The organism is Streptomyces sp. cg35 (assembly GCF_050410835.1).
Lineage (GTDB): Bacteria > Actinomycetota > Actinomycetes > Streptomycetales > Streptomycetaceae > Streptomyces.
Genome location: NZ_CP191268.1, coordinates 8,578,557 through 8,600,999, shown reverse-complemented (window position 1 = coordinate 8,600,999; position 22,443 = coordinate 8,578,557). Strand labels below are relative to the sequence as shown.

General features: G+C 71.1%; 21 protein-coding genes and 1 pseudogene. 10 read left to right on the top strand and 12 right to left on the bottom strand.

What is annotated here, in order from left to right; genetic code table 11:
- The first annotated feature begins 78 nt into the window (after window positions 1–78).
- Complete coding sequence (locus tag ACQUQD_RS39650; RefSeq protein WP_428957083.1) at window positions 79–1,119, top strand: polysaccharide deacetylase family protein; 1,041 nt, start codon at window positions 79–81, stop codon at window positions 1,117–1,119.
- 63 nt (window positions 1,120–1,182) lie between these two features.
- On the opposite strand, the gene ACQUQD_RS39645 is transcribed toward ACQUQD_RS39650, so the two are convergent.
- The 8 genes from ACQUQD_RS39645 to ACQUQD_RS39610 all read right to left on the bottom strand — a co-directional run bounded on the left by ACQUQD_RS39645 (window position 1,183) and on the right by ACQUQD_RS39610 (window position 8,149).
- Complete coding sequence (locus ACQUQD_RS39645; RefSeq protein WP_428957082.1) at window positions 1,183–1,881, bottom strand: polysaccharide deacetylase family protein; 699 nt, start codon at window positions 1,879–1,881, stop codon at window positions 1,183–1,185.
- Window positions 1,878–2,216, bottom strand: coding sequence for a hypothetical protein (locus ACQUQD_RS39640; protein WP_428957081.1), 339 nt, complete (start codon window positions 2,214–2,216; stop codon window positions 1,878–1,880). Before ACQUQD_RS39640 ends, ACQUQD_RS39645 begins: the two co-directional genes overlap by 4 nt.
- Before the next feature lie 46 nt (window positions 2,217–2,262).
- Entirely contained in the window at window positions 2,263–3,111 is an 849-nt protein-coding gene (locus ACQUQD_RS39635) for a class II fructose-bisphosphate aldolase (RefSeq protein ID WP_428957080.1), read from the bottom strand.
- Between the two features lie 63 nt (window positions 3,112–3,174).
- A complete protein-coding gene (locus ACQUQD_RS39630) occupies window positions 3,175–3,948 on the bottom strand; it encodes a DeoR/GlpR family DNA-binding transcription regulator (RefSeq protein ID WP_428957079.1) in 774 nt (257 codons plus the stop codon).
- A complete protein-coding gene (locus ACQUQD_RS39625; protein ID WP_428957078.1) occupies window positions 3,938–4,957 on the bottom strand; it encodes a D-2-hydroxyacid dehydrogenase in 1,020 nt (339 codons plus the stop codon). Before ACQUQD_RS39625 ends, ACQUQD_RS39630 begins: the two co-directional genes overlap by 11 nt.
- Window positions 4,954–5,814 (bottom strand): carbohydrate ABC transporter permease, encoded by an 861-nt coding sequence (locus ACQUQD_RS39620; protein WP_428957077.1) that lies wholly within the window; start codon window positions 5,812–5,814, stop codon window positions 4,954–4,956. The genes ACQUQD_RS39625 and ACQUQD_RS39620 overlap by 4 nt, the downstream gene beginning before the upstream one ends.
- Window positions 5,815–5,867: 53 nt before the next feature.
- Window positions 5,868–6,818 (bottom strand): carbohydrate ABC transporter permease, encoded by a 951-nt coding sequence (locus ACQUQD_RS39615; RefSeq protein ID WP_428957076.1) that lies wholly within the window; start codon window positions 6,816–6,818, stop codon window positions 5,868–5,870.
- Between the two features lie 29 nt (window positions 6,819–6,847).
- Window positions 6,848–8,149 carry an ABC transporter substrate-binding protein gene (locus ACQUQD_RS39610; protein WP_428957075.1) on the bottom strand — a complete coding sequence of 434 codons (1,302 nt, stop codon included), beginning with the start codon at window positions 8,147–8,149 and terminating at the stop codon, window positions 6,848–6,850.
- A 256-nt stretch (window positions 8,150–8,405) separates the two neighbouring features.
- Here ACQUQD_RS39610 and ACQUQD_RS39605 point away from each other — a divergent pair, with 256 nt between their 5' ends.
- Entirely contained in the window at window positions 8,406–8,732 is a 327-nt protein-coding gene (locus ACQUQD_RS39605) for a hypothetical protein (RefSeq protein ID WP_428957074.1), read from the top strand.
- Between the two features lie 10 nt (window positions 8,733–8,742).
- Here the strand turns inward: ACQUQD_RS39605 and ACQUQD_RS39600 are convergent, their stop codons facing one another.
- Both ACQUQD_RS39600 and ACQUQD_RS39595 read right to left on the bottom strand, forming a co-directional pair.
- A complete protein-coding gene (locus ACQUQD_RS39600; protein WP_428957073.1) occupies window positions 8,743–9,501 on the bottom strand; it encodes a DeoR/GlpR family DNA-binding transcription regulator in 759 nt (252 codons plus the stop codon).
- A 188-nt stretch (window positions 9,502–9,689) separates the two neighbouring features.
- A complete protein-coding gene (locus ACQUQD_RS39595) occupies window positions 9,690–10,271 on the bottom strand; it encodes a hypothetical protein (RefSeq protein WP_428957072.1) in 582 nt (193 codons plus the stop codon).
- 274 nt (window positions 10,272–10,545) lie between these two features.
- Between ACQUQD_RS39595 and ACQUQD_RS39590 the strand changes: the two genes are divergently transcribed.
- The 8 genes from ACQUQD_RS39590 to ACQUQD_RS39555 all read left to right on the top strand — a co-directional run bounded on the left by ACQUQD_RS39590 (window position 10,546) and on the right by ACQUQD_RS39555 (window position 19,834).
- The gene (locus ACQUQD_RS39590; RefSeq protein ID WP_428957071.1) at window positions 10,546–11,529 is read left to right on the top strand and encodes a hypothetical protein; all 984 of its coding nucleotides are present in this window, start codon (window positions 10,546–10,548) and stop codon (window positions 11,527–11,529) included.
- Between the two features lie 83 nt (window positions 11,530–11,612).
- The gene (locus ACQUQD_RS39585) at window positions 11,613–12,815 is read left to right on the top strand and encodes a saccharopine dehydrogenase family protein (RefSeq protein WP_428957070.1); all 1,203 of its coding nucleotides are present in this window, start codon (window positions 11,613–11,615) and stop codon (window positions 12,813–12,815) included.
- Window positions 12,816–12,945: 130 nt separating this feature from the next.
- Window positions 12,946–14,112, top strand: coding sequence for an SIS domain-containing protein (locus ACQUQD_RS39580; protein ID WP_428957069.1), 1,167 nt, complete (start codon window positions 12,946–12,948; stop codon window positions 14,110–14,112).
- A 40-nt stretch (window positions 14,113–14,152) separates the two neighbouring features.
- Complete coding sequence (locus ACQUQD_RS39575) at window positions 14,153–15,106, top strand: N-acetylglucosamine kinase (protein WP_428957068.1); 954 nt, start codon at window positions 14,153–14,155, stop codon at window positions 15,104–15,106.
- 80 nt (window positions 15,107–15,186) lie between these two features.
- On the top strand, window positions 15,187–16,560 hold the full coding sequence (locus ACQUQD_RS39570; protein ID WP_428957067.1) for a hypothetical protein: 1,374 nt from the start codon (window positions 15,187–15,189) through the stop codon (window positions 16,558–16,560).
- Between the two features lie 33 nt (window positions 16,561–16,593).
- Complete coding sequence (locus tag ACQUQD_RS39565; RefSeq protein ID WP_428957066.1) at window positions 16,594–17,442, top strand: fumarylacetoacetate hydrolase family protein; 849 nt, start codon at window positions 16,594–16,596, stop codon at window positions 17,440–17,442.
- A 98-nt stretch (window positions 17,443–17,540) separates the two neighbouring features.
- Entirely contained in the window at window positions 17,541–19,187 is a 1,647-nt protein-coding gene (gene ilvD, locus ACQUQD_RS39560) for a dihydroxy-acid dehydratase (protein ID WP_428957065.1), read from the top strand.
- A 209-nt stretch (window positions 19,188–19,396) separates the two neighbouring features.
- On the top strand, window positions 19,397–19,834 hold the full coding sequence (locus ACQUQD_RS39555; RefSeq protein ID WP_428957064.1) for a GNAT family N-acetyltransferase: 438 nt from the start codon (window positions 19,397–19,399) through the stop codon (window positions 19,832–19,834).
- On the opposite strand, the pseudogene ACQUQD_RS39550 reads toward ACQUQD_RS39555, so the two are convergent.
- Together ACQUQD_RS39550 and ACQUQD_RS39545 are read right to left on the bottom strand one after the other, a co-directional pair.
- Window positions 19,831–20,864 (bottom strand): annotated as a pseudogene (locus ACQUQD_RS39550) (IS630 family transposase). The gene ACQUQD_RS39555 and the pseudogene ACQUQD_RS39550 sit on opposite strands and share 4 nt — an antisense overlap.
- 328 nt (window positions 20,865–21,192) lie before the next feature.
- On the bottom strand, window positions 21,193–22,308 hold the full coding sequence (locus ACQUQD_RS39545; RefSeq protein WP_428957063.1) for a hypothetical protein: 1,116 nt from the start codon (window positions 22,306–22,308) through the stop codon (window positions 21,193–21,195).
- Window positions 22,309–22,443: the final 135 nt, after the last annotated feature.

Here is a 22,443-nt window from a genome sequence, read left to right as displayed (position 1 = left end):
AGTCTGCGCATTATTGCCGCTCCTCGCTCGAGCAAGCACAGTGGCAGGGTCAGTTCAGTACTGCATTGAGGACCCGGCATGTCGCACTACTTCACGGCCACACCCCCTCAGCACGCTCTCGAGGCCAGTCAGCGCCTGGTGGCACAGCGGCGGGGTGTGCCGATGTATGTGTCCCTGCGTTCGACGTCGCCTGCCGGCGGCACGCGCCTCGACCAGGACGAACCTTCCCACGCCGCCCCGCACCCCGCCGACAGCGACCTGGCGGAGGACTTCTCAGCGGCGCGCTCACAGCTCGCGGCATCCGCCGAGGAGGAGACCTTGATAAGGACGTTGCAGGCCCTGGCCTACGTCGGTCTGGGGCCGGATCGTGTCCCTCCGCCCTCCTCGACACCGACCGGCGGGGCGCCCGCCACGCCCCGGCCGCTGTCGGCCGATCCGCGGATCAGCGCCGTCGGCACCGCGTCCGATCTGCGCGCGGGTCACTTCCTCCGCGTGGTGAACTACCACAACACGCCGGCCAGTTGGAAGGACGAACTGGTCGCCGAGCTGCGCGGCTACGCGAAGGACTTCGAGACCGTCGACGTCGCCGATCTCGAGCGTTTCGCGCGGACCGGGGTGTGGCACAAGCCGCGGCCCGGGCTGCTGCCCGTCTTCTACGAGGGCTACCGCGACAACTACGACGTCGCCGCGGCCGCCTGTGAAGAGGCCGGGGTCATCGGGTGGTTCTTCGTCTGCACGGCCTTCGTGGACACTCCGGTCGACGCTCAGTACGACTACGCCCTCGCCCACCGCATCAAGCTCGTTCCGGAGGATCCGCGCGGGGAGCGCCTCGCCATGACGTGGGACGAGATCGCCGATCTGCACCGGCGCGGCCACGTGGTCACTCCGCACACCGCCTCCCACGCCCTCGCCCGCAAGGTGCTGGCGCCCGAGGACATCGAACGCGAGGTGATCGAGCCGAAGCGGCTCATGGACCGGGCCACCGGCGGCTCCGCGCTGTGCACCGCCTGGCTGGAGGGCACCTCCTGGACCGGCGAGTCGGCTGCCGACCGTGCCCTGGTCGAGGCCGGCTACCGCTTCGTGTTCAGCAACACCATGGTGCAGCGGCTGCCCGGCTGAGGGGGACGGAATGCGGGGGCGGGCCGGCACACCGGTGCCGGCCCGCCCCCGCATTCCGTGGCGCTATCCGAGGTACTGGATCATGGTGTTGCCGAACTGGTAGCGGTAGCCCGCCTCGCGCAGCGCCGCGTCCACCGCCGGGTTCGCCCCGTAGGGCGTGCCCCACAGGAAGGCCGTGGCAGGGGCGTCCTGGCCGGTGACGGCGTCCATCCGACGCTTGGGCTCGACGATCTCCCGCTGGAGATCCAGGTCGGTGTGCAGGGAGGCGGCCTCGGCGTGGTTCGCGGTGTGCGGGGTGACCACGTGCCGCCGGCTGAGTTCGGCGACGTCGTCCCACGTCATGGCGAGACGTTCGCCCTTCTCGTTCTCCTGCACCAGGTCGATGTCGTGGGCGTTGGCGTAGTCGTACTGGTCGGGGACGGGCACGTCCAGGAACGCGGTGCAGATGAAGAACCAGGCGGTCAGGCCCGCCTCCTCGGCCAGCGGCGCGGCGACCTCGGCGTTGTTGCGGTAGCCCTCGTAGAAGACCGGGATGACTCCGGGCCGGTTCTTGTGCCAGCGGCCGGTGGACCGGAACAGGTCGAGGTCGTCCAGGGTGACGGAGGAGAAGTGCTCGGCGAGCTCGCTCAGTTCGCCGCGGATCTTGTCCGTGTCGGCGTGCGGGGTGTTGTGGTAGTTCACCACGCGCACGTACTGGCCGGACTTCAGGGCCTCCTGCTGGCCGGAGAAGGACGGCAGTCGGGTGCGGGAGGACGTGTTCATCGCCGGGTCTCGTCCTTCTGTGCGGTGGGTGCGGTGGGTGCATTGGGGGTGAAGTGGGCTGCGCCCATGACCTGGAGGACTTCGATCAGCGCGGGCTCGGAGTCGTCCGGGGCCTCGGGGACGAGGGCGCCCCGGTAGTGCCGGAGCAGCCCGGCGAGTTCCACGCCCTCCGCGTCTGCCTGAGCCGGCTCCTGCGGCTGGTCACTGTCGCGTGAGGGGACCTGGAGTGCCAGGAACATGGGAATGCCCTCGCGTTCGAGGACGCGCTCGCCGAGTTCGGTGAGCAGGGCACGGGGGTCGGGTACGGGTTCGTGCCGGGGCGCGGGAGTGGTCACGCTCGGACCTCCTGTGACGTCGTGGTGCTGGATGGTCGGTGCGTGGTCAGAGGGCGACTGGGGCGGGGGCGAGGAGCCCGAGCCGTTCCTCGGTGGCCGCGGCCACCGCCTCGCGGCCCGCCGCGAGATAGCGCCGGGGATCCACTCCGGCGTACTCGTCGAGGCAGGCGCGGACGGCCCGGGTGAAGGCCGCGCTCAGATGCGTACCGAAGTTGATCTTCCGCATGCCGTGGGTGATCGCCGACCGGAGTGCCTCGTCCGGGACGCCGGACGAGCCGTGCAGGACGAGCGGCACGTCGACGGCGTCGCGCAGGCGCGCGATGAGGTCCTGGTCGAGGGACGCGGTGCGTTCGGTCATCGCGTGGGAGCTGCCGACGGCCACCGCGAGTGCGTCGATCCCGGTGGCGCGTACGTAGTCGGCGGCTTCGGCGGGGTCGGTGCGGGCGGTCGCGGAGTGAACGCCGTCCTTGCCGCCGATCTCGCCCAGTTCGGCTTCGACCCATATGCCGTCGTCGTGGAGGCGCGCGGTGATCGCGGCCGTCCTGGCGACGTTCTCCGCGTGCGGCAGCCGGGAGGCGTCGAACATGACCGAGCCGCAGCCCAGTTCCCTTGCGCGCAGGACGAGTTCCTCGTCCTCCACGTGGTCGAGGTGCAGGGCGAGCGGGACGCCGCAGCGGCGGGCGACCGCGGCGGCGGCAGCGAGCAGCGGCGCCGGATCGTCGCGGTGGTATCGGACCGCGTTGTGGCTGACGGCGAGGACGGCCGGTGCGTCCGCGGCCTCGCAGGCCTGGGCGACGGCTTCGGCGTGCTCCAGGGTCACGATGTTGAAGGCGAGGACCGCGGAGCCGTCGCGTACGGCGTGGTCCACCAGGGCGGCGGTGGGGACTAGGGGCATGGGGCACCTCTGGGGCGATGGGTTCGAGGCAAGGGGGCTGGGCGCCGGTTCTCGGCGCGGGTTCTATGCGTGGACGACGGTGCTGCCGTGGTCGTCGAGGGCGAGGCACACCGGGTGTTCGGGACCGGCGTCGGTGACCAGGGTGGCGACGCGGTCCAGCGGCGCGAGGCGGACCGGGCCGCGGCGGCCCAGCTTGGATTCGTCGGCGAGGACGACGACGCTGCGGGCGGCGGCCAGCAGGGCGCGGTCGGTCTGGGCCTCGTCGACGTGGGCTCCGGTGAGTCCCGCGTCGACGTCGAGCCCGAACGCGCTGGTGATGATGTGGCCGATCTGCAGTTCGTGCAGGGCATGCTCGGTGAGGTGGCCGAGCAGGGACTGCTCGCGGTGGCGCAGGACGCCGCCGAGCACGATGACGTCGACATTGGAGGTGGCCGACAGGGCCTGGGCGATCGGCAGCGCGTTGGTCACCACGGTGAGGCCGCGCCGCTCCCCCAGCCTGGCGGCGAGCGCTTCGGTCGTGGTGCCGCCGCTGATGAGGACGGTGCTGTGGTCGGGGATCAGGCGCAGAGCGGCCTCGGCGATCCGGCCCTTCTCCTCCAGCTGGGTCGACGCCCGTTGCGGCTGCTCCGGTTCGAAGGCCCCGTCCACGGTGGTGGCGCCGCCGTGCACCCGGCGCAGCATGCCCTGCAGTTCGAGGTCGCGCAGGTCGCGGCGGACCGTGGAGGCGCTGATGCGCAACAGGTCGGAGAGCTCTTGCACGTTGACCGTGCCGCGGCGGCGCAGCCGCGTCAGCACGGCGTGCCGCCGCTGTGGGGCGAGGAGGTATTCAGTAGCCACGGGACCGGTCCACCAGGTTGATCAGTTCGCGGCCTGCGAGGAAGCGTTCCACGTTCGCGCTGACCAGTTCGAGGGTCTGCTCCTCGTAGTCGGGGGCGAAGCCCGCGACGTGCGGAGTCAGGATGACGCCGGGCTCGGTCCACCAGGGGTGATCCGCGGGCAGGGGCTCCTCGTCGAAGACGTCGAGGGCGGCGCCCGCGACGCGGCCCGAGCGGAGGCCGGCGCGCAGGGCGTCTTCGTCGACGATGCCGCCGCGGGAGACGTTGATGACCATCGCGCCGTCCTTGAGGGCGTCGAGGGCGGCGGCGTCGATCATGCCGCGTGTCTCGTCCGTCAGGGGGCACGTCACGACGAGGTAGTCGCAGCGGTTCATGAAGGCGTGGAGTTCGTCCGGGGTGTAGAGCTCGGCCTCGCCCGAGCCCTCGGCGGAGGTTCCGAAGAACGCGCCGGCCCGGGTGCCGCGCCCGCGCTTGAGGCCGAGCACGGTCATGCCGAACTGCTCGGCGAGGCGGCCTATTTCGCGGCCGATGCGGCCGTAGCCGACGACGCCCACGGTGGCGCCGCGCAGCCGGCGCGGCATGAGGGTGTTCCACCGTTCGCTCAGCGAAGGCCACTTGCCGCTGTGCTGCACCTCGATGGCGCGGGGCAGCCGGTGCGCGAGGCCGAGCAGCATCATCATCACGTACTCGGCCATCGGGACCGGTGAGATGCCGCCGATGGAGGTGAGCGGCACCGGAAGGTCCCACACTGCGGTGTCCTTGAGGTGGTCCGCGCCCGAGGTGTCGAGCTGGATCCAGCGCAGGTCCGGTGCCGCGTCGGGGGTGTTCGGGAAGACGGAGCTCGTGTGCAGGATCTGCGTCCGGCGCCACACTTCCGCGGGCACGTCCGCCGGGGAGGCGGCGGGCACCTGTGTGACGGTGAGCTGCGGGTGGCTCGCGCGCAGCCGGTCGAGCCACCGGTCCGGGAAGGAGAGGGTGCTCAGGTAGTGGACGGGGGACGAAGAGGTCACTTGATTCCCGATCGTGCGAAGCCCTGGACGAAGTACTTCTGGAAGCAGAGGAAGAGAACGACCATGGGCAGGACGGAGATGAGCGCGAGCGCCATGATGGCGCCGTAGTCGGCGGTGTACTGGCCGTTGACGAACTGCATGCCGACGGCGAGCGTGTACAGCCGCTCGTCCTTGAGGACGGTCAGCGGCCAGGCGAAGTCGTTCCACTGGTAGAGGAACGTGAGCAGCGAGAGCACCGCGATGAGCGGCTTGCACAGCGGCAGGACGACGGTGAAGAAGGTGCGCAGCTGTCCGGCGCCGTCCATCCGCGCGGCCTCGATGACCTCGTCGGGGATGCCGAGCATGAACTGCCGGGCGAGGAAGACCCCGAAGGCGGTGGAGGACGCGGGGACGATGACGGCCCAGAAGCTGCCGAACATGCCCAGGGCGCTGACGAGTTTGAACTGGGGCACCATCAGCACCTGCACGGGCACGGTCATGGTGCTGAGCATGAGCAGGAAGAGCAGGTTGCGGCCGCGGAAGCGCAGCTTCGCGAAGGCGTATCCGGCCAGCAGGTTGCAGGAGACCGTGATGAGGACGACCAGGCAGGTGATGACGGTCGAGTTCATCGCCCAGGTCCCCACGGGCAGCCGGAACACGCGGCGGAAGTTGTCCAGGGTCGGTGCGCTCGGCCAGAAGCGCAGCTGCGAGGTGTGCAGGTCCGCGAGGGGCGAGAAGGCGACCAGGATCATCCAGAACAGGGGCAGGGCCATGGCCAGGCCGATGACGACGGCAGCGGCGACGCGCAGGTGGCGCGCACGATCGCGTCGTCTCGGGCGGGTCGTTCCGGGAAGTCGGGCGGAGGAGGTGACGGACATCGGTGTCCTTAGGAGAGGGGTGTCCTTAAGGGAGGGGGCGGGCGGGCGAGGGGTCAGCCGACCATGTCCCTGTTGCGGCTGAAGCGCCACTGCAACGCCGTGAAGATCATGACGATGACGTAGAGGACGATGCCGATGGCGGCCGCGTAGCCCTGCTGGCGTCCTTCGAAGCCGTTGCGGTACGCGTAGGTGATCATGACGTCGGTGGCGTGTCCCGGCCCGCCGAGGGTCATCACGTAGACGGTGTCGAAGACCTGGAACGAGTAGATGACGTTCATGATCAGCAGGAAGAACGTCGACGGTCCGAGCAGCGGGATCGTGATGTTGCGCAGGCGCTGCCAGGGGCCGGCGCCCTCGACCTCGGCGGCCTCGTACATCTCGGGTGAGATGCCCTGCAGGCCGGCCAGGTAGATGACCATGTTGAAGCCGACGCGCATCCACAGCGTGATCAGTACGACGGAGAGCATGGCGGTGCTGCCGCTGGTCTGCCACGGCGCCGCGGGGAGCCCGAAGGCCGCGAGCAGCTTGTTCAGCAGGCCGATGTTCTGGTCGAACATCAGGGTGCCGATGAGGGCGGTGGCCACGCCGGAGATGACCATGGGCAGGTAGACGAGGGTGCGCCACAGCGGGCGGGCGGGCATCACCTTGTTGAACAGCAGGGCGACGCCGAGGCCGAGTGCCATCTCCACCGGAACGGTCGCCACGCAGAAGACGGCGGTGTTCAGGACGGTGCGCCAGAAGACCGGATCACCGGCCAGCTGGCGGTAGTTGGCGAGTCCGGCCCAGGTGGGCGACGCGAGTCCGGTGCTGTACTGGAAGCTCAGTACGAGGGCCATGACCAGCGGGACCAGCAGGAAGAGCGTGACGAGGATCAGGTTCGGGCCGAGCGTGCAGTAGGCGGCGAGCGTTTCGCGGAAGCGCGCAGCTCTGCGGGCGCGCGGCGGGGGCGGGGCGATCGGTGTGGGCGGGCGCAGGGCGCGCGGTGGCGAGGCGGTGGTGGCCATGGCAACTCCTGTGTGCGGTAGGGAGGGCCTTACGCGGAGGCCAGCGCGGTCCGGGTGGATGCGGCGATGTTCCGGAGCGTGACCTCGGCGGGCTGCCGGTTCACGAAGGCCGCCTCGAGTTCGTCCTGGAGCGCCGAGTTGATGCGGCCGAAGCCCGGGATCGCGACCTGTTCGGTCATGCCGGGGGTGAGCGCCGTGGTCTGTTCCGCGTATACGGGCATGAGGTCGGGCCGTACCGCGTAGTCGAGGGGCCGGGTGAGCAGGGACTTGCGGGTCGGCAGTACGACGGTCTGCTCGCAGAAGCGGGCCATGTTCTCCTCGCTCGCGAGGAACTTGAGGAAGTCGGCCGCGAGTTCGGGGTTCTCGGTGGTGCGGGTGGCGACGACCGCGTTGCCTCCGAGGTCGGTGGCCGCGGTACGTCCTCGTGGCTGGAAGGTGACGCCGTAGAGCTCCCTCTTGAGCGCCGGGTCGATGGTGGGCAGGAGGAAGTCGCCGGCGAAGCTCATGGCGACGGTGCCCGCGGTGAACAGGGAGTCGGGGAACGCGGCGCTCTTCACCGAGCTGTTGGGCGGGACGAAGCCCTCGCGGAAGAAGTCCTGGGTGAAGCGCAGGGCGCGCAGTCCGGCCTCGGATTCGATGGCCGGCGCCGTGAGGCTGTCGTCGAGGATCCGGCCGCCGGCCTCCCACAGCCACGTCAGCCAGCGGAAGGCGCCGGTCTGCTGCCATCCGTAGACGAAGGGGTAGACGCCGTGCAGCTTCTTGCGCAGTCGTGCGCATATCTCGCTGAACTCGTCCCAGGTCCACGCCTCGTCGAGCGAGGTGGGCACCGAGGTGATGCCCGCCTTCCGGAACATGTCCTTGCGGTACAGGACCGCCGTGGTGTCGGTGTGGTGGGGAACCGCGTACGGCTTGCCCTCGTGACAGACGGCCTTCCACAGCGCGGGAAGGAACGCGTCGCGCTCCTTGTCGCCGAAGTAGGGGCTGAGGTCGAGGAGCTGACCGCTGGCGCTGTACATCCCCAGGTTCGCGTAGTCGCAGCGGAACAGGTCGGGGGCCCGCCCGCCGGCGAGCAGCGCGTCCATGTTCGTGTACATCTGCTGGTACGACTCGAGCCGGATCTGCACCCGGATGCCACGGTGGCGTCGTTCGTAGGCGCGGGCCAGGGCCTGGAAGGCCGCGATCTCGGCGTCGGCCCCCCACAGCGAGAAGGTGAGCGTGTCCGCTCCTGCCGAGCCCGTGCTGGAGGGCGAGAAACCGGACCGGCGGGCGAAGCCGACCGCTCCGGCACCTGCCACAGCGGCACCCAGCACGGCTCGTCTGGCGACAGCCATCGTGCACAACCTCCGTCGTCAAGGGGGAGATTCGGCCGCGAAGGCCTTGATGCCTGCTTTTTAGTCGCCTCGGCCAAGGTCAGTCAATAACAAGCAAGCCCTGATTTTTATTGCTCGTTTTTTCTTGACCAGGTTCGGGGGCGCGCTTAGCCTCGGCCCGGCGCCCGCCGTCCGTCAGCGCCGCTGCCTGCGAAGACGCCGGGCCGTGGACGCCGCTCCCCGCCCCCCTCCAGCGCACTTCAGAAGGAGCACACGTATGCCCGTGATCCAGGTGACCGCACCGAAGGCTTCCGACGGCACGGACGACGCGGCACGGCTGAAGCACCTGTGCGGCGAGGTCGCGACAGCGCTCGGGCTGCCGCCCTCCGGGGTGGTCGCGGTCCTCTGCGAGGCCGCTCTGACCAGCACGGGCGACGGGGTCGTGCCTGCGTGGCCGCTGGCCGTGGTGCACGGATCCGACCGTGGACGGGACGCGACGCGACGGGCCCTGGACGCGGCGGCGGCAGCCCTGGCACAAGGCTGGGACGTCCCGCGCGAGGAGGTCTGGGTGGAGTGGTCCGGCGCCCGGACGACGGGAGACTGACCGGGTCCGGTCAGACCTGCACGACGTCCACCCCGGCGGCGCGCAGCGCCCGCAGCTCATCCTCGGGCGCCGAGGCGTCGGTGATCACCCGGTGGAGCTGGCCCGCGGGAGCGACGCGGACCGGGCCCGAGCGGCCGAACTTCGAGCCGTCGACGAGGGCCGTGATCCGCCGGACGCGCGAGAGCAGCCAGCGGTCGGTCTCCGCCTCGTCCACGTGCGCGCCGCTGATCCCGGCGTCCGTGATCCCGTACGCGCCCACGAACGCCTCGTCCACCTGAAGCTCTTCCAGCGCCTGGCGGGTCAGGTGTCCGAGCAGGGACATCTCCCGGTGGCGCAGGTACCCGCCGAGCACGACCGTGCTGATCTCCTCGAACTGGGCGAGTTCACCGGCCAGGTGGAGCGAGTTCGTGACGACGGTCAGCCGTTCGATGCCGTCGAGCAGCGGGACCATCGCGGCCGTGGTCGTGCCGCCCGTGATGAGGATCGTCGCGCCGGGGGCGATGTGCTCCACGGCGGCGCTCGCGAGCTTGCTCTTCTCCCAGGAGGCGACCCCGCTGCGCTGCGGCCGGTCCGGCTCGTCGGCCTGGACCGCCTCGGCCATCGCGCCGCCGTGGGTGCGGTTCAACAGGCCCTGGGCCTGCAGCGCGGACAGGTCCCTGCGGATCGTCGAGGGACTGACGTCCAGGCGCTCGGCGAGCGTGCCCACATGGGCGACGCCCTCCGCGCGCACCACGTGAAGCAGCCTCTTCCTTCGCTCGGCGCCCAGCATGGCCCGGTCCCACTTCCCTCGGCATGGGTGCGCCGGCCGGCTCGGCCTCGGCACCCGCGGATTCCTCGGCCGGCGGTGGTCCGGCGGCCGCACAGGAAGCTTACTTGCGTTGCTCATCCTTGCCAGAAGTTGACTCCGATGCGTGCGACAGACCCTGCGCGGCCGGTCGTTTCGGTCGTGGCATTCGGTCACCTCGGGCGTGACGACCAGGGGCGGACGGTGCCGAGCACCGTGTCGCGGTCGGTCGGGGCGTCCAGCAGGGCGAGGGCGGCGGCGGAGATCTCGCGCGGTGTGTGCCACCGCGTGGCCGCCCCACCTGCGTGCCAGCCGAGAACGAGGAGCCTGCTCGCGGTTCCCGAACGGGCAGCGGCGGGACGGTCGTTGGGCGTCCACTCGCCCGCGTCCGTACCGGATTCGGCCGGCGCGGCCCATTCGCTCGTCGCGAGAACGACGACCGGACCGGCGACGACGGAGCCGACGAGCTCCGCCAGCGTTCCGGGCGGCACGGCGGGGGCGTACACCACAGCTCCGGTCAGGGGCGCGCGTTCGGCAGCGCTGCGCAGAACCGAGCCGAAGCCGTGCGCCGTGGCGTCCGCGGCGAGCGGGATGACGCGGCCCGGATGCTCATCGGCGAGCTCGCGCAGGCCGGCCGCGGAGCGGGCGACAGCCGTCACGGACACGGCCCGCTCGCTCAGCGCGGTGACGGCGGGGCGCAGGATGCGGGTCGCGCCGACGATCAGCACCTGTCCGCCCTCTGATGCCGCCGGCACAGGGGCATGGCGTCCTGGCGCGTTCCGTTCGGGCATGGTCTCGGCCTTCCTCCTGGGCGGCGGCGTCCGTGGCGATGCGGCCCGGGCACTGCGGATGTCGTCGTACGAGGTCCGGGCATGCGACTGACCGACTGCCGCCATCATCGCGCACTGTTGCTCGTTTCTGCTCATTGACGCTTGTTAATGAGAGTGAATAGGCTGCCGATGTGGCGCTCCCGGCCGATGGCCCTGGATCGGCGCCGACGTTCTCGTTGCCCGGCCCTGAAGGTGTTCCATGGCTGTTCCCCCTTCCTCCTCCCTCCGCGTAGCGTCACCCCCGGCCTCCCGGGGTGGCATCGGTCTTGCGCAGGGACGCTACGGCGTCCGCGGGAACCTGGAACTCGTCCTCTGCGACGACCAGGACGGACTGTGGGTGCTCTGGTTCAACAGTGACCCGCAGGACATCGCTCCCGAGCCCGGCGGGCCGCCGCCCGGCGAGTGGAGCGGAGCACTGCGCTTCGCGGCCGGCCGCCGCTACGACGAGGTCGGCGTCCTGCAGAGCCGACACGGCCCGCACCACCTCGAACTGGTCGCCCGCTCCGGCGACTCGTCGCACCGCCTGCGCTGGAGCCCCGAGGCCGCGTTCACCACGGAACCGTCGCCGCCCAGCGGCCCCGCTCGCGCGGTCACGGCGGCGGAGACGACGAACGGCACGTTGTGGACCGGCGTACTCGGAGCCGACGGGGAACCGCGCGTCCTGCGCGCGGACCCGACCGCCTATCCGCACCTCGCATGGTCCGACGACACACCGGCGCACGCCTTCCTCACCGACTCCCGGTGGACCGCGATGGCCCTTGTGCCGGTCCAGGACGCGACACGCCCCGGAATCGTCCTGGCGGGGGACCGCGAAGGGCTCTACCTCTCCCCCACCGGCGAAACACACCCCGTTCCGGCGGGAACCGTCGCGGCCGCGGTCGCCGACGACGACGGCGCGCGGGTCTACGTATGGTCCGAGGGCCCGTGGCTGGACGTGCTCACGCCCGGGCACTCCGGCCGGGCGCGCCGTCTGCCGCTGCCGGGATCCGGTGACATGACCGCCGTCGCGGCCACGTCGATCTCCTACGAGCCGGGCCGTACCGATCTCGTCGTACGCCGTGGCGGACAGCTCTGGCATCTGCGGGACACCGGGCCCGGCGGGGCCGCGTTCGTCGCCACCGCGCTCATGAGCAGGCTGACGCCCGCGCCGGGCGACGGACCGCACCCCGTCCACCGAGGCTGACACTCCCGCCCCTCACCGTTCCTTGCGGGCGCCATCGGCCCGCGATCCCTTTTCAGTTCAGCGAAGAGACCCGAGGATTCATCATGCGCATTCTCATAGTCGGCGCCGGAGGCGTGGGCACCGCCGCCGCCGCGATCGCCGCCCGGCGCTCCTTCTTCGACCACTGCGTGATCGCCGACTACGTCCTCGACCGGGCCGTACGCGCGACGGAGGCCACCGAGGACGCCCGCTTCGTCGCCGCCCGGATCGACGCCTCCGACGAGGACGCCGTCGTCGCGCTGCTGCGTGAGCACCGCTGCGACGTCCTGCTGAACGCCACGGACCCGCGGTTCGTCATGCCCCTGTTCCGCGCGGCACTGGCCGGCGGCGCGCACTACCTCGACATGGCGATGTCGCTGTCTCGGCCCCACCCCGACCGGCCCTACTCCGAGACCGGCGTCATGCTCGGCGACGAGCAGTTCGCCCTGGCCTCCGAGTGGGAGAGCGCCGACCGTCTCGCCCTGGTGGGCATCGGGGTCGAGCCCGGTCTCTCCGACGTGTTCGCCCGCTACGCCGCCGACCACCTCTTCGACAGCATCGAGGAGATCGGCGTCCGCGACGGCGCCAACCTGACGGTCGACGGGTACGAGTTCGCCCCCTCGTTCTCCATCTGGACGACGATCGAGGAATGCCTCAACCCGCCCGTCGTGTGGGAGAAGGACCGCGGCTGGTTCACCACCGAGCCGTTCTCCGAGCCGGAGGTCTTCGACTTCCCCGAGGGGATCGGCGAGGTCGAGTGCGTCAATGTGGAGCACGAGGAGGTCCTGCTCATCCCGCGCTGGGTGGACACCCCGCGCGTGACCTTCAAGTACGGCCTCGGCCAGGAGTTCATCGACGTCCTGCGCACCCTGCACAAGCTGGGCCTGGACCGTACCGAGAAGGTGCGCGTCGGCGACGTGGAGGTCTCCCCGCGTGACGTCGTCGCCGCCTGCCTCCCGGACCCGGCGGGCCTCGGTGACCGGATGCGCGGCAAGACCTGCGCCGGCACCTGGGTGAAGGGCGTCCGCGACGGCGCTCCCCGCGAGGTGTACCTCTACCACGTGGTCGACAACGAGTGGTCGATGGCCGAGTACGGCTCTCAGGCCGTGGTCTGGCAGACCGCGCTCAACCCGGTGGTCGCCCTCGAACTGCTGGCGGGCGGCCAGTGGAAGGGCAGCGGTGTCCTCGGGCCCGAGGCCCTGCCCGCCGAGCCGTTCCTCGGTCTGCTGGAGGAGTACGGCGCGCCCTGGGGCATGCGCGAGCAATAGCCGGCGGGCCTTGGGTGGTCCCACGCCCGATGCGGGACCGCCCCACGCTCCCTCTCCCTGCCACCTGAACCACGCGCGGGTCGAAGCCGCACAAGACCCGTGCCTGCACCCCACGCTCGAAGGAGTCCGTGTGAAGACCGCAGCCCCCGAGACCGCCGACCACCAGTCCGTGCCACAAGGCGCCGCCCACACGTATCGCGAGATCCGCCAACAACCGCGCCTCTGGGCCGAGATGGCGACGCGCCTGGGCGAGGAACGCGACTCCCTCGACGCGTTCCTGGCGCCCCTGCTCGCCGAACCGCGGCTGCGGATCGTCCTCACGGGCGCCGGCACCTCCGCGTACGCCGGACAGATCGCGCGCTCGGCACTGGCCAGAGCCACCGGCCGCACGGTCGAGGCCGTTGCCACGACGGACGTCACGGCCGACCCCACGGCGTGCTTCGAGGAGAGCGACCGGCCGACGCTGCTGGTGTCCTTCGCGCGCTCCGGCAACAGCCCGGAGAGCTTCGCCGCGACGGAGATCGCCGATCAACTGCTCGACCGCTGCGCCCATCTCGTCATCACCTGCAACGCGGACGGCTCGCTGGCCGCACGGCATCAGGGCCGCGCGGACTCCTACGTCCTGCTGACGCCGCCGGAGTCCGAGGACCAGGGCTTCGCGATGACGTCCAGCCTCACGTGCATGCTCCTCGCGGCGCTCCGCGCACTCGGCGGCGGCCACGTCCGGGGCCTGGACGACTGCCCCGCCTCCGCCGCGGCCCTGCTGTCCGGCGATGTCGCCGACCGCGTCACCGAGCTGACCGGCCGCGGGCCCGACCGTTTCGTCTACCTCGGCAGCGGCGCACTGCACGCCCTCGCCGGGGAGTCGGCGCTCAAGCTGCTGGAGCTGACCGGAGGCGCGGTGACGGCGCTCTCCGACTCGTCGCTCGGCTTCCGTCACGGACCCAAGGCGTTCCTCACCCGGCGGACCGCGGTCGTCGTCTACGTGTCGAACGACCCCTACACGCGCCAGTACGACCTCGACATCTTCCGGGAGATGAGCGCCGCGCTGCCCGAGGGGCACGTGGTGGCGGTCGCCGCCCGGCCCGACGGTCTCCCGGCCGACCGCACCTGGCTGGTGGACGGCATGGCCGGCGCGGAGGACGCCGCGCTGGCGCTGCCCGCCGTGCTGTGCGCCCAACTCGTGGCGCTGAACGCCTCGCTGGCCTGCGGCGTGCGGCCCGACAACCCGTTCCCCGACGGCGAGGTCAACCGGGTCGTCCAGGGCGTCACGATCCACCCCCTGCCCGCGCGCTGAACAATCGGCTCGAGGAACCGACGGAAAGGGACGTCAGCCCATGTATCTCGGAGTCGACGGCGGCGGCACGAAGACGGCCTTCACGGTCGTGGACGCCTCCGGCACCCTGCGCGGCACGGCCGACGGGCCGTCCACCTCGCCCGCGCTCGGGGTTCACGGCATGGACACCGCGCGGACCGTGCTGCGCGACGGCGTCACGGCCGCCTGCCGACAGGCGGGCACCGACCCCACGCGGCTGAAGTACGCGTACTTCGGACTGCCCGCACACGGCGAGTCCCCGCGTCTCACCGAGGCACTGGATGCCCTTCCCGCAGAGATCCTCGGGCACGACCGGTACGCCGTCGGCAACGACATGATGTGCGGCTGGGCCGGATCGCTCGGACTCGCCGACGGCATCAACGTGATCAGCGGCACGGGCTCGATGGCGTACGGCGTCCTGCGGGGACGGGAGGCACGCACCGGCGGCTGGGGCGAGCTCTTCGGCGACGAGGGCTCCGCGTACTGGATCGCCGTCCAGGGGCTGAATCTGTTCACGCGCATGAGCGACGGCCGCACGCCGCCCGGTCCGCTGCACGCCGTGCTGAGGCGCCGTCTCGCACTCGACGCCGACCTGGATCTCGTCGACGTCATGCTCCTGGGCCGTCCCGGCCGCACCGCCGTCGCCGCAGTGAGCCGGTACGTGTCCGAGGCCGCGGCGGAGGGCGACGCGCACTGCGCGCGCATCCTCGCCCGGGCCGGGGAAGAACTGGCCGCACTTGCCCGGGCCGCCCGGCACGCGCTCGCGGCTGCGCCCGACGAGGTGGTCCCCGTCTCCTGGTCAGGGGGCGTGTTCACGGAGGAGCGCGTACGCGAGGCGTTCACGGATGCGCTCGCCGCCTGCCCGGAGCCGTACGACACCCGCCCGCCGCTCGGTACTCCCGTGGTCGGCGCGGCGCTGCTCGCCGCCCGCCTCGCCGGTGAACCGCTGAACGGCCACCCCTCGCACACCGACTGAGCGGCCGCCGCACCCACTTCACCCGCTCCGCCGCCCCTCCCCCGGGACGGGCCGTCGGACGCACCCGAAAGGACAAGTTCGTGTCAGCCAGCAATCCCGACCGACGTTCCCTCGTGCTCATCGGCGCCGGCAGCGCCGTCTTCACCCGCGGCCTGCTCGCCGATCTGATCGGCGCGGACGACCTCGGCTCCTGGGAGATCCGGCTCGTCGACGTCAACCCCGAGGCGCTCTCGGTCACCGCCCGCCTCGCCGAGCGCATGGTCGAGGCGCGCGGCGCCGAGAAACGCATCACCGTACGGTCGTCCACCGACCGGCGCGGCGAACTGCCCGGCTCTGACTACGTCGTCACGTGCGTGGGCGTCGGCGGCAGGCCCGCATGGCAGACGGACCACGAGATCTGCCAGCGGCACGGCGTCTTCCAGCCGGTCGGCGACTCGGTGCTGCCCGGCGGCATCTCCCGGCTGCTGCGCACCACGCCCGTCATGGTCGACATCGCGCGCGACGTCGTCGAACTCGCGCCGGACGCCTATTTCTTCAACTACAGCAACCCGATGACCGCCAACATCCAGGCGATGACCCGTTACGCGGGCGCCGAGGTCATCGGTCTGTGCCACGGGATGCACCACGTGCAGCGGGAGCTCGCGGCGTTCGCCGGGCTGCCGTTCGAGGAGACCTCGACCCTGTACGCGGGCATCAACCACCTCACGTTCATCTACGACTTCCGCCACCGCGGCCAGGACGCCTGGCCCGCCGTGCGGGAGCGGATGGAGCGCGAGCTCGCCGAGCCGGCACACCCGGACGACATCGGGGCGATCTGGGAGAACGGCAAGGCGTGGCACAACCCGTTCTCCTGGGAGTTCTTTCGCACGTACGGCGCGTACCCGGCGGCCAACGACCGGCACGTCGTGGAGTTCTTCCCGGAGCGCTGGGCGAGCGGCGACTACTACGGAAAGAAGCTGGGCGTCGACGCGTTCTCCGTGCCGGAGATCCTCGCGTGGGGCGAGGAGCGCTACCAGTCGATGCGCACCCAGGCCGAGGGGGACGTACCGCTCGACGAGTCCGCGTTCGACCGGTCCACCGGTGAGCAGGAGCAGCTTCTGGCGATCATCCGGTCGATCACGTTCGACCGGCGGGAGATGTTCTCGGTGAACGTCCCGAACCGGGGCAGTGTCCCGGGCCTGCCGGACGGGGCCGCCCTGGAGATCCCGGCGGTCGCCACGGCGCGGGGTCTGCGTCAGCTGCGGGTCCCCGACCTGTCCGCGCCGCTGACCGCGATCCTCGCCCGGCGCCTGGCACCCGTGGACCTCGCGGTCGAGGCCGCGATGACGGGCGATCGCGACCTGGCGGTCGAGGCCGTCATCGCCGACGGCGCCGTCACCGACCGGGACGCGGCCGCCGCCCTGACGGACGAACTGCTGCACGCGCAGAGCCGTTTCCTGCCCCGCTTCGCCTGACCCCGCCCTCCCACCGACGAGCCTGGAGAGACTGTGAAGATTGCCCGAGTGCGGTACGAGGGCCGGGTCCTGGCGGCCCGGGTGGACGGGGACACCGTGTTCCCCGTCGTGGCGGAGGACGAGCGGCACATGTCCGATGCCGTGCGCGACCTGATCGCGGACGGGACGGCCGAACAGACGCTGAGCGCCGACGTGGCGGGGGTGCCGCTCGCCGACGTGGAACTGCTCGGCCCGCTCACCGCCCCGCAGAAGATCATCTGCATCGGACTGAACTACGCCGACCACATCCGCGAGACCGGCCTGGACACCCCGAAGGTCCCGCTGGCGTTCGTCAAGACCGCGCACTGCCTGACCGGCCCCACCGCCACGGTCAGCGTGCCGCGCGGCAGCACCGAGCAGCTGGACTGGGAGGCCGAGCTGGCCGTCGTCATCGGCCGCACGGCGCGCGACGTGAGCGTCGAGGAGGCGTCGTCGTACGTCTTCGGCTACACCGTGGCCAACGACGTGTCCGCCCGGGACGCGCAGTTCTCCGACGGGCAGTGGTTCCGCGGCAAGAACTTCGACGGCTTCTGCCCGCTCGGCCCGTGGATCGTCACCGCCGACGATGTGCCGGACCCGCAGGGTCTGGCCATCTCGGCCCGTGTCAACGGCGAGACGGTGCAGGACAGTTCGACCAAGGAGATGATCTTCGGCGTGGCCGAGACCATCGCCTACCTGTCCCGGTACATGACGCTGCACCCCGGCGACGTCATCGCCACGGGTACCCCGCACGGCGTCGGCATGGGCCGCGATCCGCAGCTGTGGCTGCGGGACGGCGACGTCGTGGAGGTCGAGGTCGAGGGCATCGGCCGGCTGCGCAACCCGATCCACGTCACCGACTGACGGCGGCAGGACCTGCCGCCGTCCCTGTGCGGCCTCCTCCGCCCCACCCCCAGGCCGGAGGAGGCCGCCACCCCCGACTTCGCGACGAAGGAGCCGCAATGAACATCGCCGACGACCCCGACCGCGCACCGGCCCGCTCGCATCTCTACGCGATGGGCCTGAGCGACGAGGAGATGCGACGTCCCACCGTCGGTATCGCCTCGACCTGGACCGGGACGATGCCCTGCAACCTGACGCACCGTGACCTGGCACGCCACGTCGCCACGGGCGTGCGCCGGGCGGGCGGTCAGCCCATGGAGTTCAACACCGTCGCCGTCTCGGACAACCTGACGATGGGCACCCCCGGCATGCGGGCCTCGCTGGTCAGCCGGGAGGTCATTGCCGACTCCATCGAACTCATGGGACGGGCCCACCAGTTCGATGCCATGGTCTGCATCGTCGGCTGCGACAAGACGGTGCCCGCCGCCATGATGGCGATGGCACGGCTCGACATCCCGTCCGTGCTCCTCTACAGCGGCAGCATGATGCCGGGCACGTGGCGCGGGCGCGAGGTGACCATCCAGGACATGTGGGAGGCCCTCGGCGAGCGGGCCGTGGGCCGGGTCAGCCAGGAGGACGTGGACGACCTCGCCCGGCACGCCTGCCCCGGCGCCGGAACGTGCGCGGCGCAGTACACCGCGAACACGATGGGCACCGTCGCCGACTTCCTCGGCCTCGCGCCCTTCGGCGTGGGCGACATCCCCGCCACGGCCCAGGAGAAGACGGCCGCGGCCGAACGTGTCGGCGAGCTCGCCCTCGACGTACTGTCACGCGACCTGCGCCCGTCCTCGATCCTCACGGAGGACGCCTTCCACAACGCGATCGTCTCCGTGGCCGCCATGGGCGGTTCCACGAACGCCGTCCTGCACCTGCTCGCCATCGCCCGCGAGGCCGGCATCGACCTGGCCATCGACCGGATCGGCGAGGTGTGCCGCCAGGTCCCCATCATCACGGCCCTCAAGCCCGCCGGCCCCTACACGGCCGCGGACCTGTGGCGGGCCGGCGGCACCTCGCTCGTCGCGGCGCGCCTGCTGGAGGCGGGCGTGCTGCGCGACTCGGTGACCCTGGTCGACGGCCGCTCACCGGCGGACGTGGCGTCGTCGACCACCGAGACGGAGGGACAGGCGGTCGTCACGTCGGTGGAATCCCCCGTGAAGCCGGCGGGCGCGCTCGCGATCCTGCGCGGCTCGCTCTCCCCGGACGGGTGTGTCCTGAAGCTGGGCGGGCGTCCCGACTTCGTACGCCAGGGCCCGGCGCGGGTCTTCGACTCCGAGGAGGAGTGCTTCGAGGCCATCCAGGGCGGCCGGATCACCGAGGGCGACGTGGTGATCGTCCGGTACGAGGGTCCGGCCGGCGGCCCCGGTATGCGGGAGATGCTGTCGATCACCGGCGCCCTGGTGGGACAGGGGCTCGGCGACGCCGTCACGCTGGTCACCGACGGTCGGTTCAGCGGCGTCTCACGCGGCCTGGTGATCGGCCATGTCGCTCCCGAGGCCTGGCACGGCGGCCCCATCGCGTTCGTCGAGGACGGCGACACGGTCATGGTCGACTCCGCCCGCAACGCGCTCGACCTCGACGTCCCGGCCGAGGAACTGGCCGAGCGCCGGGCCCGCTGGTCGCGTCCGTCGCGCCCTGTCGAGCGGGGGGTGCTCAGCAAGTACGCGGCGGTCGTCGGTTCGGCGTCGGACGGTGCGGTGACGGTGTGAACGGGCTCCTTCGTTCCGCGCGAGAAGCCGCCGTCATCGCCTGACACGGGAGCCGGGTGCGTCGGGCCCTCAGGGTCCGACGCACCCGCTGCTGCCGTCTTCGACAGTTGGGATGCACGGAGACAGCGGTGGTTCTGACGAGGTGCGCAGCTCGTCTCCGGAACCGAAGACGACGAGGTCGGCCGGAGACGATCGATAGGCTCCTCGGCATGAGCGTTGAAGTAGAGGTCGTGCGGCAGCCGGGCAAGGAGCTCGTGGAGGCGTTCGGTCGTTTGCTGCCCCAGCTGTCGACGTCAGCGAAGCCGCTGGACTCCGCGGCTGTCGAACGGATTCTGAGTTGCGATGCCAACACGGTGCTGGTGGCCCGCGTGGCCCAAGAGATCGTCGGGACGCTGACGTTGGTGCTGTTCCCTGTGCCGTCCGGAGTCCGGGCCCGGATCGAGGATGTGGTCGTCGACAGCGCGGCAAGGGGTCAGGGGGTCGCGGCAGAACTCACCCGACGGGCGCTGGAACTTGCTCGTGAAGCGGGAGCGAGGACGGTGGACCTCACCTCACGTCCGGACCGTGCGGCAGCGAACCGGCTTTATGAACGACTCGGCTTCGTGGCGCGCGACTCGACGGTCTTCCGGTTCACGATGGGCGACTAAGCGGCTTTCCAGAAGTCCTGTCGGTATCTCGTGGGGAACCAGGGGCTTGTCCAGGGTGCGGCGGTGGCCAGGTTCTGATCCGGTGATCGGCTGCGGAAGAAGGCATGGATCCGTCGTTTGCGGCCGGGCCAGGACACTGCGGTGTTCGCGATGAAGGTCTTCAGGGCGGCCCAGATCCGTTCGGTCGGGTTGTCGTGCGGGCTGTAGCGGGCGCTGAACCACAGGTGCACGCCGGGGTGGTCGGCGATGAAGTCGCGGACCGCGCGGGCGTGGTGGATCTGGTCGTTGTCACACACGATGGCGAGGGCCGGGGCATCGGGATAGGCGGCCAGGAGCTGCTGAAGCAGGGCGAGGAAGTCGGCCGCACAGCGGCGCCCGAGTCGGTAGAAGAAGGTGCCGGAGGTCACCTCCAGCGCACCCAGCACGGTGACCTGGCGATTCCTGCCCGGGGTGAGGACTTCGGGGCGGTGGCCGGGCAGGGTCCAGCGGGCACGGACGTGGGGCAGCAGGTGCACATGCGTTTCATCGGCGGTGAAGACCTTCGCGCCGACGGGAAGCAGTGCCATGCGGCGGCGCAGGGCGGCCAGGATGGCGTCCCGGTGTGGATCACCGCGGGCGATCAGCTTCGGCCGCCGCCACACGGCCACCTCGCGCAGGCGCCGGTTCAGGGTGCGGCGGCTGACCTTTGGTCGGCCCAGGTAGTGGTGCGGCCGACGCACCTCCACGGCCAGGGCCGCTCCAGCATTGCGGCAATCCGCCCGGTCAGCCGGCGCCCGCCCAGCCGCGGCCGTCCGCTGCGGGGCCAGTCCTCCAGGCCGGCCACACCATGGGCGTTGAAGCGGTCGATCCACCGCCGCACCGTGGCCAGGTCGTACCCCAACAGCGAGGAAATCTCCGCGGGAGGCAGGCCATGCAGGGACAGCAGCACCATCACCGCCCGAACCATCGAGCGGTCAGGACCGCGCAGCTGGCCGCGCAACCTCTCGCACTCACGGCCGGAGGCGTTGGCGAACACGGTGGGCGGGCGCACACTGACCACAACCTCGCCGGGTGGACGGACGATGCTGACACTTCGATCGAACGCCCGGCGAGGGCCATGTCAACGCCTCGTGCAGCAAGCAGCCTCAACTGCCTGTGACTGAGCGCTTCAGTTGGCCCCTGAGTGCTGTGGTTGGCCCGGCTGAGCGTTTCGGTTGGCCCGCAGGGTAGCGGTGAGGGCTGTGACCTGCGGTGTGTTCTTGTGAACTGGTACGGGATGGCGCGCGGTGGCGCCGACAAAGGTCAGCGAGAACCGTCAACCTTTACTGAGAACGGATGTCGGCCATCATCGGGCCAACGTAACAACGCCCTCCGACAAGTCAGCCGCGCTTCCCCTGCCGCCGCCACGTGCGCCCACCGTCGTCCGAGGCGTACAGCCCCTCGCCCTTCACCAGGTCGTACGTCGCCGTCGTCGCGTCCGCGATGCCGTACAGCGTCTTGCCCTGGACGGTGAACGAGGTAAACGGCACCGGGGTCTTGAGCTGGTGAAAGGCCCGGTTCGAGCGGTCGTCGGCGAGCCAGCAGCGGCCCCCCTTCTCGCCGACGAGCAGCCGCCCGTCCGGCAGCGCCTGCAGTACCAGGAACACCACATCGCGCTGGAGGTCCTGCCAGGGGATGCCGCCCCCGGTGAGGTTGCGCCAGTGCGCGCCGTCGTCCGCGGTCACCATCAGGCCTCGGACCGTGCCGTTGGGGCCGCCGCGGAGCAAGGCCAACGCCGTCGTGCCGCCCGCCGCGGTGACGGCGCCGCCGCTGGTGTACGGCTTGGGCATCGGCATGGAGGTGAGGGTGCGCCCGTCGCGTTGCTGCACGACGCGGTTGGGCATCCGCGACTGGTCCACGAACCAGACCGAGCCGCGCTCGTCCAGCGCGAAGTCTCCGTATTCCGGTGCGCCGGCCGGGGCCGCCATGGTGCGGTTGGCGGGGCGGTAGAAGCGAGTCGGCATCCCCTCGTGGAGGACGATGTCGCCGGGGCGGGTGCTCAGCGCGCGGTCCGACGCGGTGACCTTGTGCCGCTTGCCGCGTACGTCGAGCGCGTACGCGCTCTCCGCGCCCCGGCTGCTGCGGTGCCAGCGGACGAAGCCGTCGCGCACGCCGATGTACTGGTCCGGCTGATCCTCCACGTTCGCGTGCCACGCCTGCTGCGCGACCGTGCGGCCGGCCGGCGAGACGATCCGCCAGGCGGCGGCCGCCGGGCCCTCGTCGTCCCCGATGGAGCGCGCGTTGTACGACAGCAGCAGGGAGCCGTCGCCCGCCCGCGCCACCCCGGCCGGTGCGCCGGCCGCCTCGATGACGGCGTCAGGACTCGGGTGCGGGTCCTTGATGACACGCTTGTACGCCGCCTCGCGGTCGCCGCTGCCGACCCCGGAGTCGCTCTGCGCACACGCGGTCAACGCCAGGGACATGACGCTCACGACCGCCGCGGCGACTGTGAACACGCGCCTTCTCAGCCTCACCATCGCGCCATCCTCGCAGCTCAGCATCGCGGAAGGGCACCTTCCGGACTCTTGGTCATCTCGATTCGGTGACCGGCCGCCTGATCGGCAGGCCGCGCCACGAAGCTTCGGGCCGAT

What these genes read in the sequence shown, in the direction of transcription:
- ACQUQD_RS39650 (WP_428957083.1), top strand. Translation starts at nt 79, where the DNA reads ATGTCGCACTACTTCACGGCCACACCCCCTCAGCACGCTCTCGAGGCC.
- ACQUQD_RS39645 (WP_428957082.1), bottom strand. Translation starts at nt 1,881, where the DNA reads ATGAACACGTCCTCCCGCACCCGACTGCCGTCCTTCTCCGGCCAGCAG.
- ACQUQD_RS39635 (WP_428957080.1), bottom strand. Translation starts at nt 3,111, where the DNA reads ATGCCCCTAGTCCCCACCGCCGCCCTGGTGGACCACGCCGTACGCGAC.
- ACQUQD_RS39620 (WP_428957077.1), bottom strand. Translation starts at nt 5,814, where the DNA reads ATGTCCGTCACCTCCTCCGCCCGACTTCCCGGAACGACCCGCCCGAGA.
- ACQUQD_RS39615 (WP_428957076.1), bottom strand. Translation starts at nt 6,818, where the DNA reads ATGGCCACCACCGCCTCGCCACCGCGCGCCCTGCGCCCGCCCACACCG.
- ACQUQD_RS39610 (WP_428957075.1), bottom strand. Translation starts at nt 8,149, where the DNA reads ATGGCTGTCGCCAGACGAGCCGTGCTGGGTGCCGCTGTGGCAGGTGCC.
- ACQUQD_RS39605 (WP_428957074.1), top strand. Translation starts at nt 8,406, where the DNA reads ATGCCCGTGATCCAGGTGACCGCACCGAAGGCTTCCGACGGCACGGAC.
- ACQUQD_RS39600 (WP_428957073.1), bottom strand. Translation starts at nt 9,501, where the DNA reads ATGCTGGGCGCCGAGCGAAGGAAGAGGCTGCTTCACGTGGTGCGCGCG.
- ACQUQD_RS39590 (WP_428957071.1), top strand. Translation starts at nt 10,546, where the DNA reads ATGGCTGTTCCCCCTTCCTCCTCCCTCCGCGTAGCGTCACCCCCGGCC.
- ACQUQD_RS39585 (WP_428957070.1), top strand. Translation starts at nt 11,613, where the DNA reads ATGCGCATTCTCATAGTCGGCGCCGGAGGCGTGGGCACCGCCGCCGCC.
- ACQUQD_RS39575 (WP_428957068.1), top strand. Translation starts at nt 14,153, where the DNA reads ATGTATCTCGGAGTCGACGGCGGCGGCACGAAGACGGCCTTCACGGTC.
- ilvD (WP_428957065.1), top strand. Translation starts at nt 17,541, where the DNA reads ATGAACATCGCCGACGACCCCGACCGCGCACCGGCCCGCTCGCATCTC.
- ACQUQD_RS39555 (WP_428957064.1), top strand. Translation starts at nt 19,397, where the DNA reads ATGAGCGTTGAAGTAGAGGTCGTGCGGCAGCCGGGCAAGGAGCTCGTG.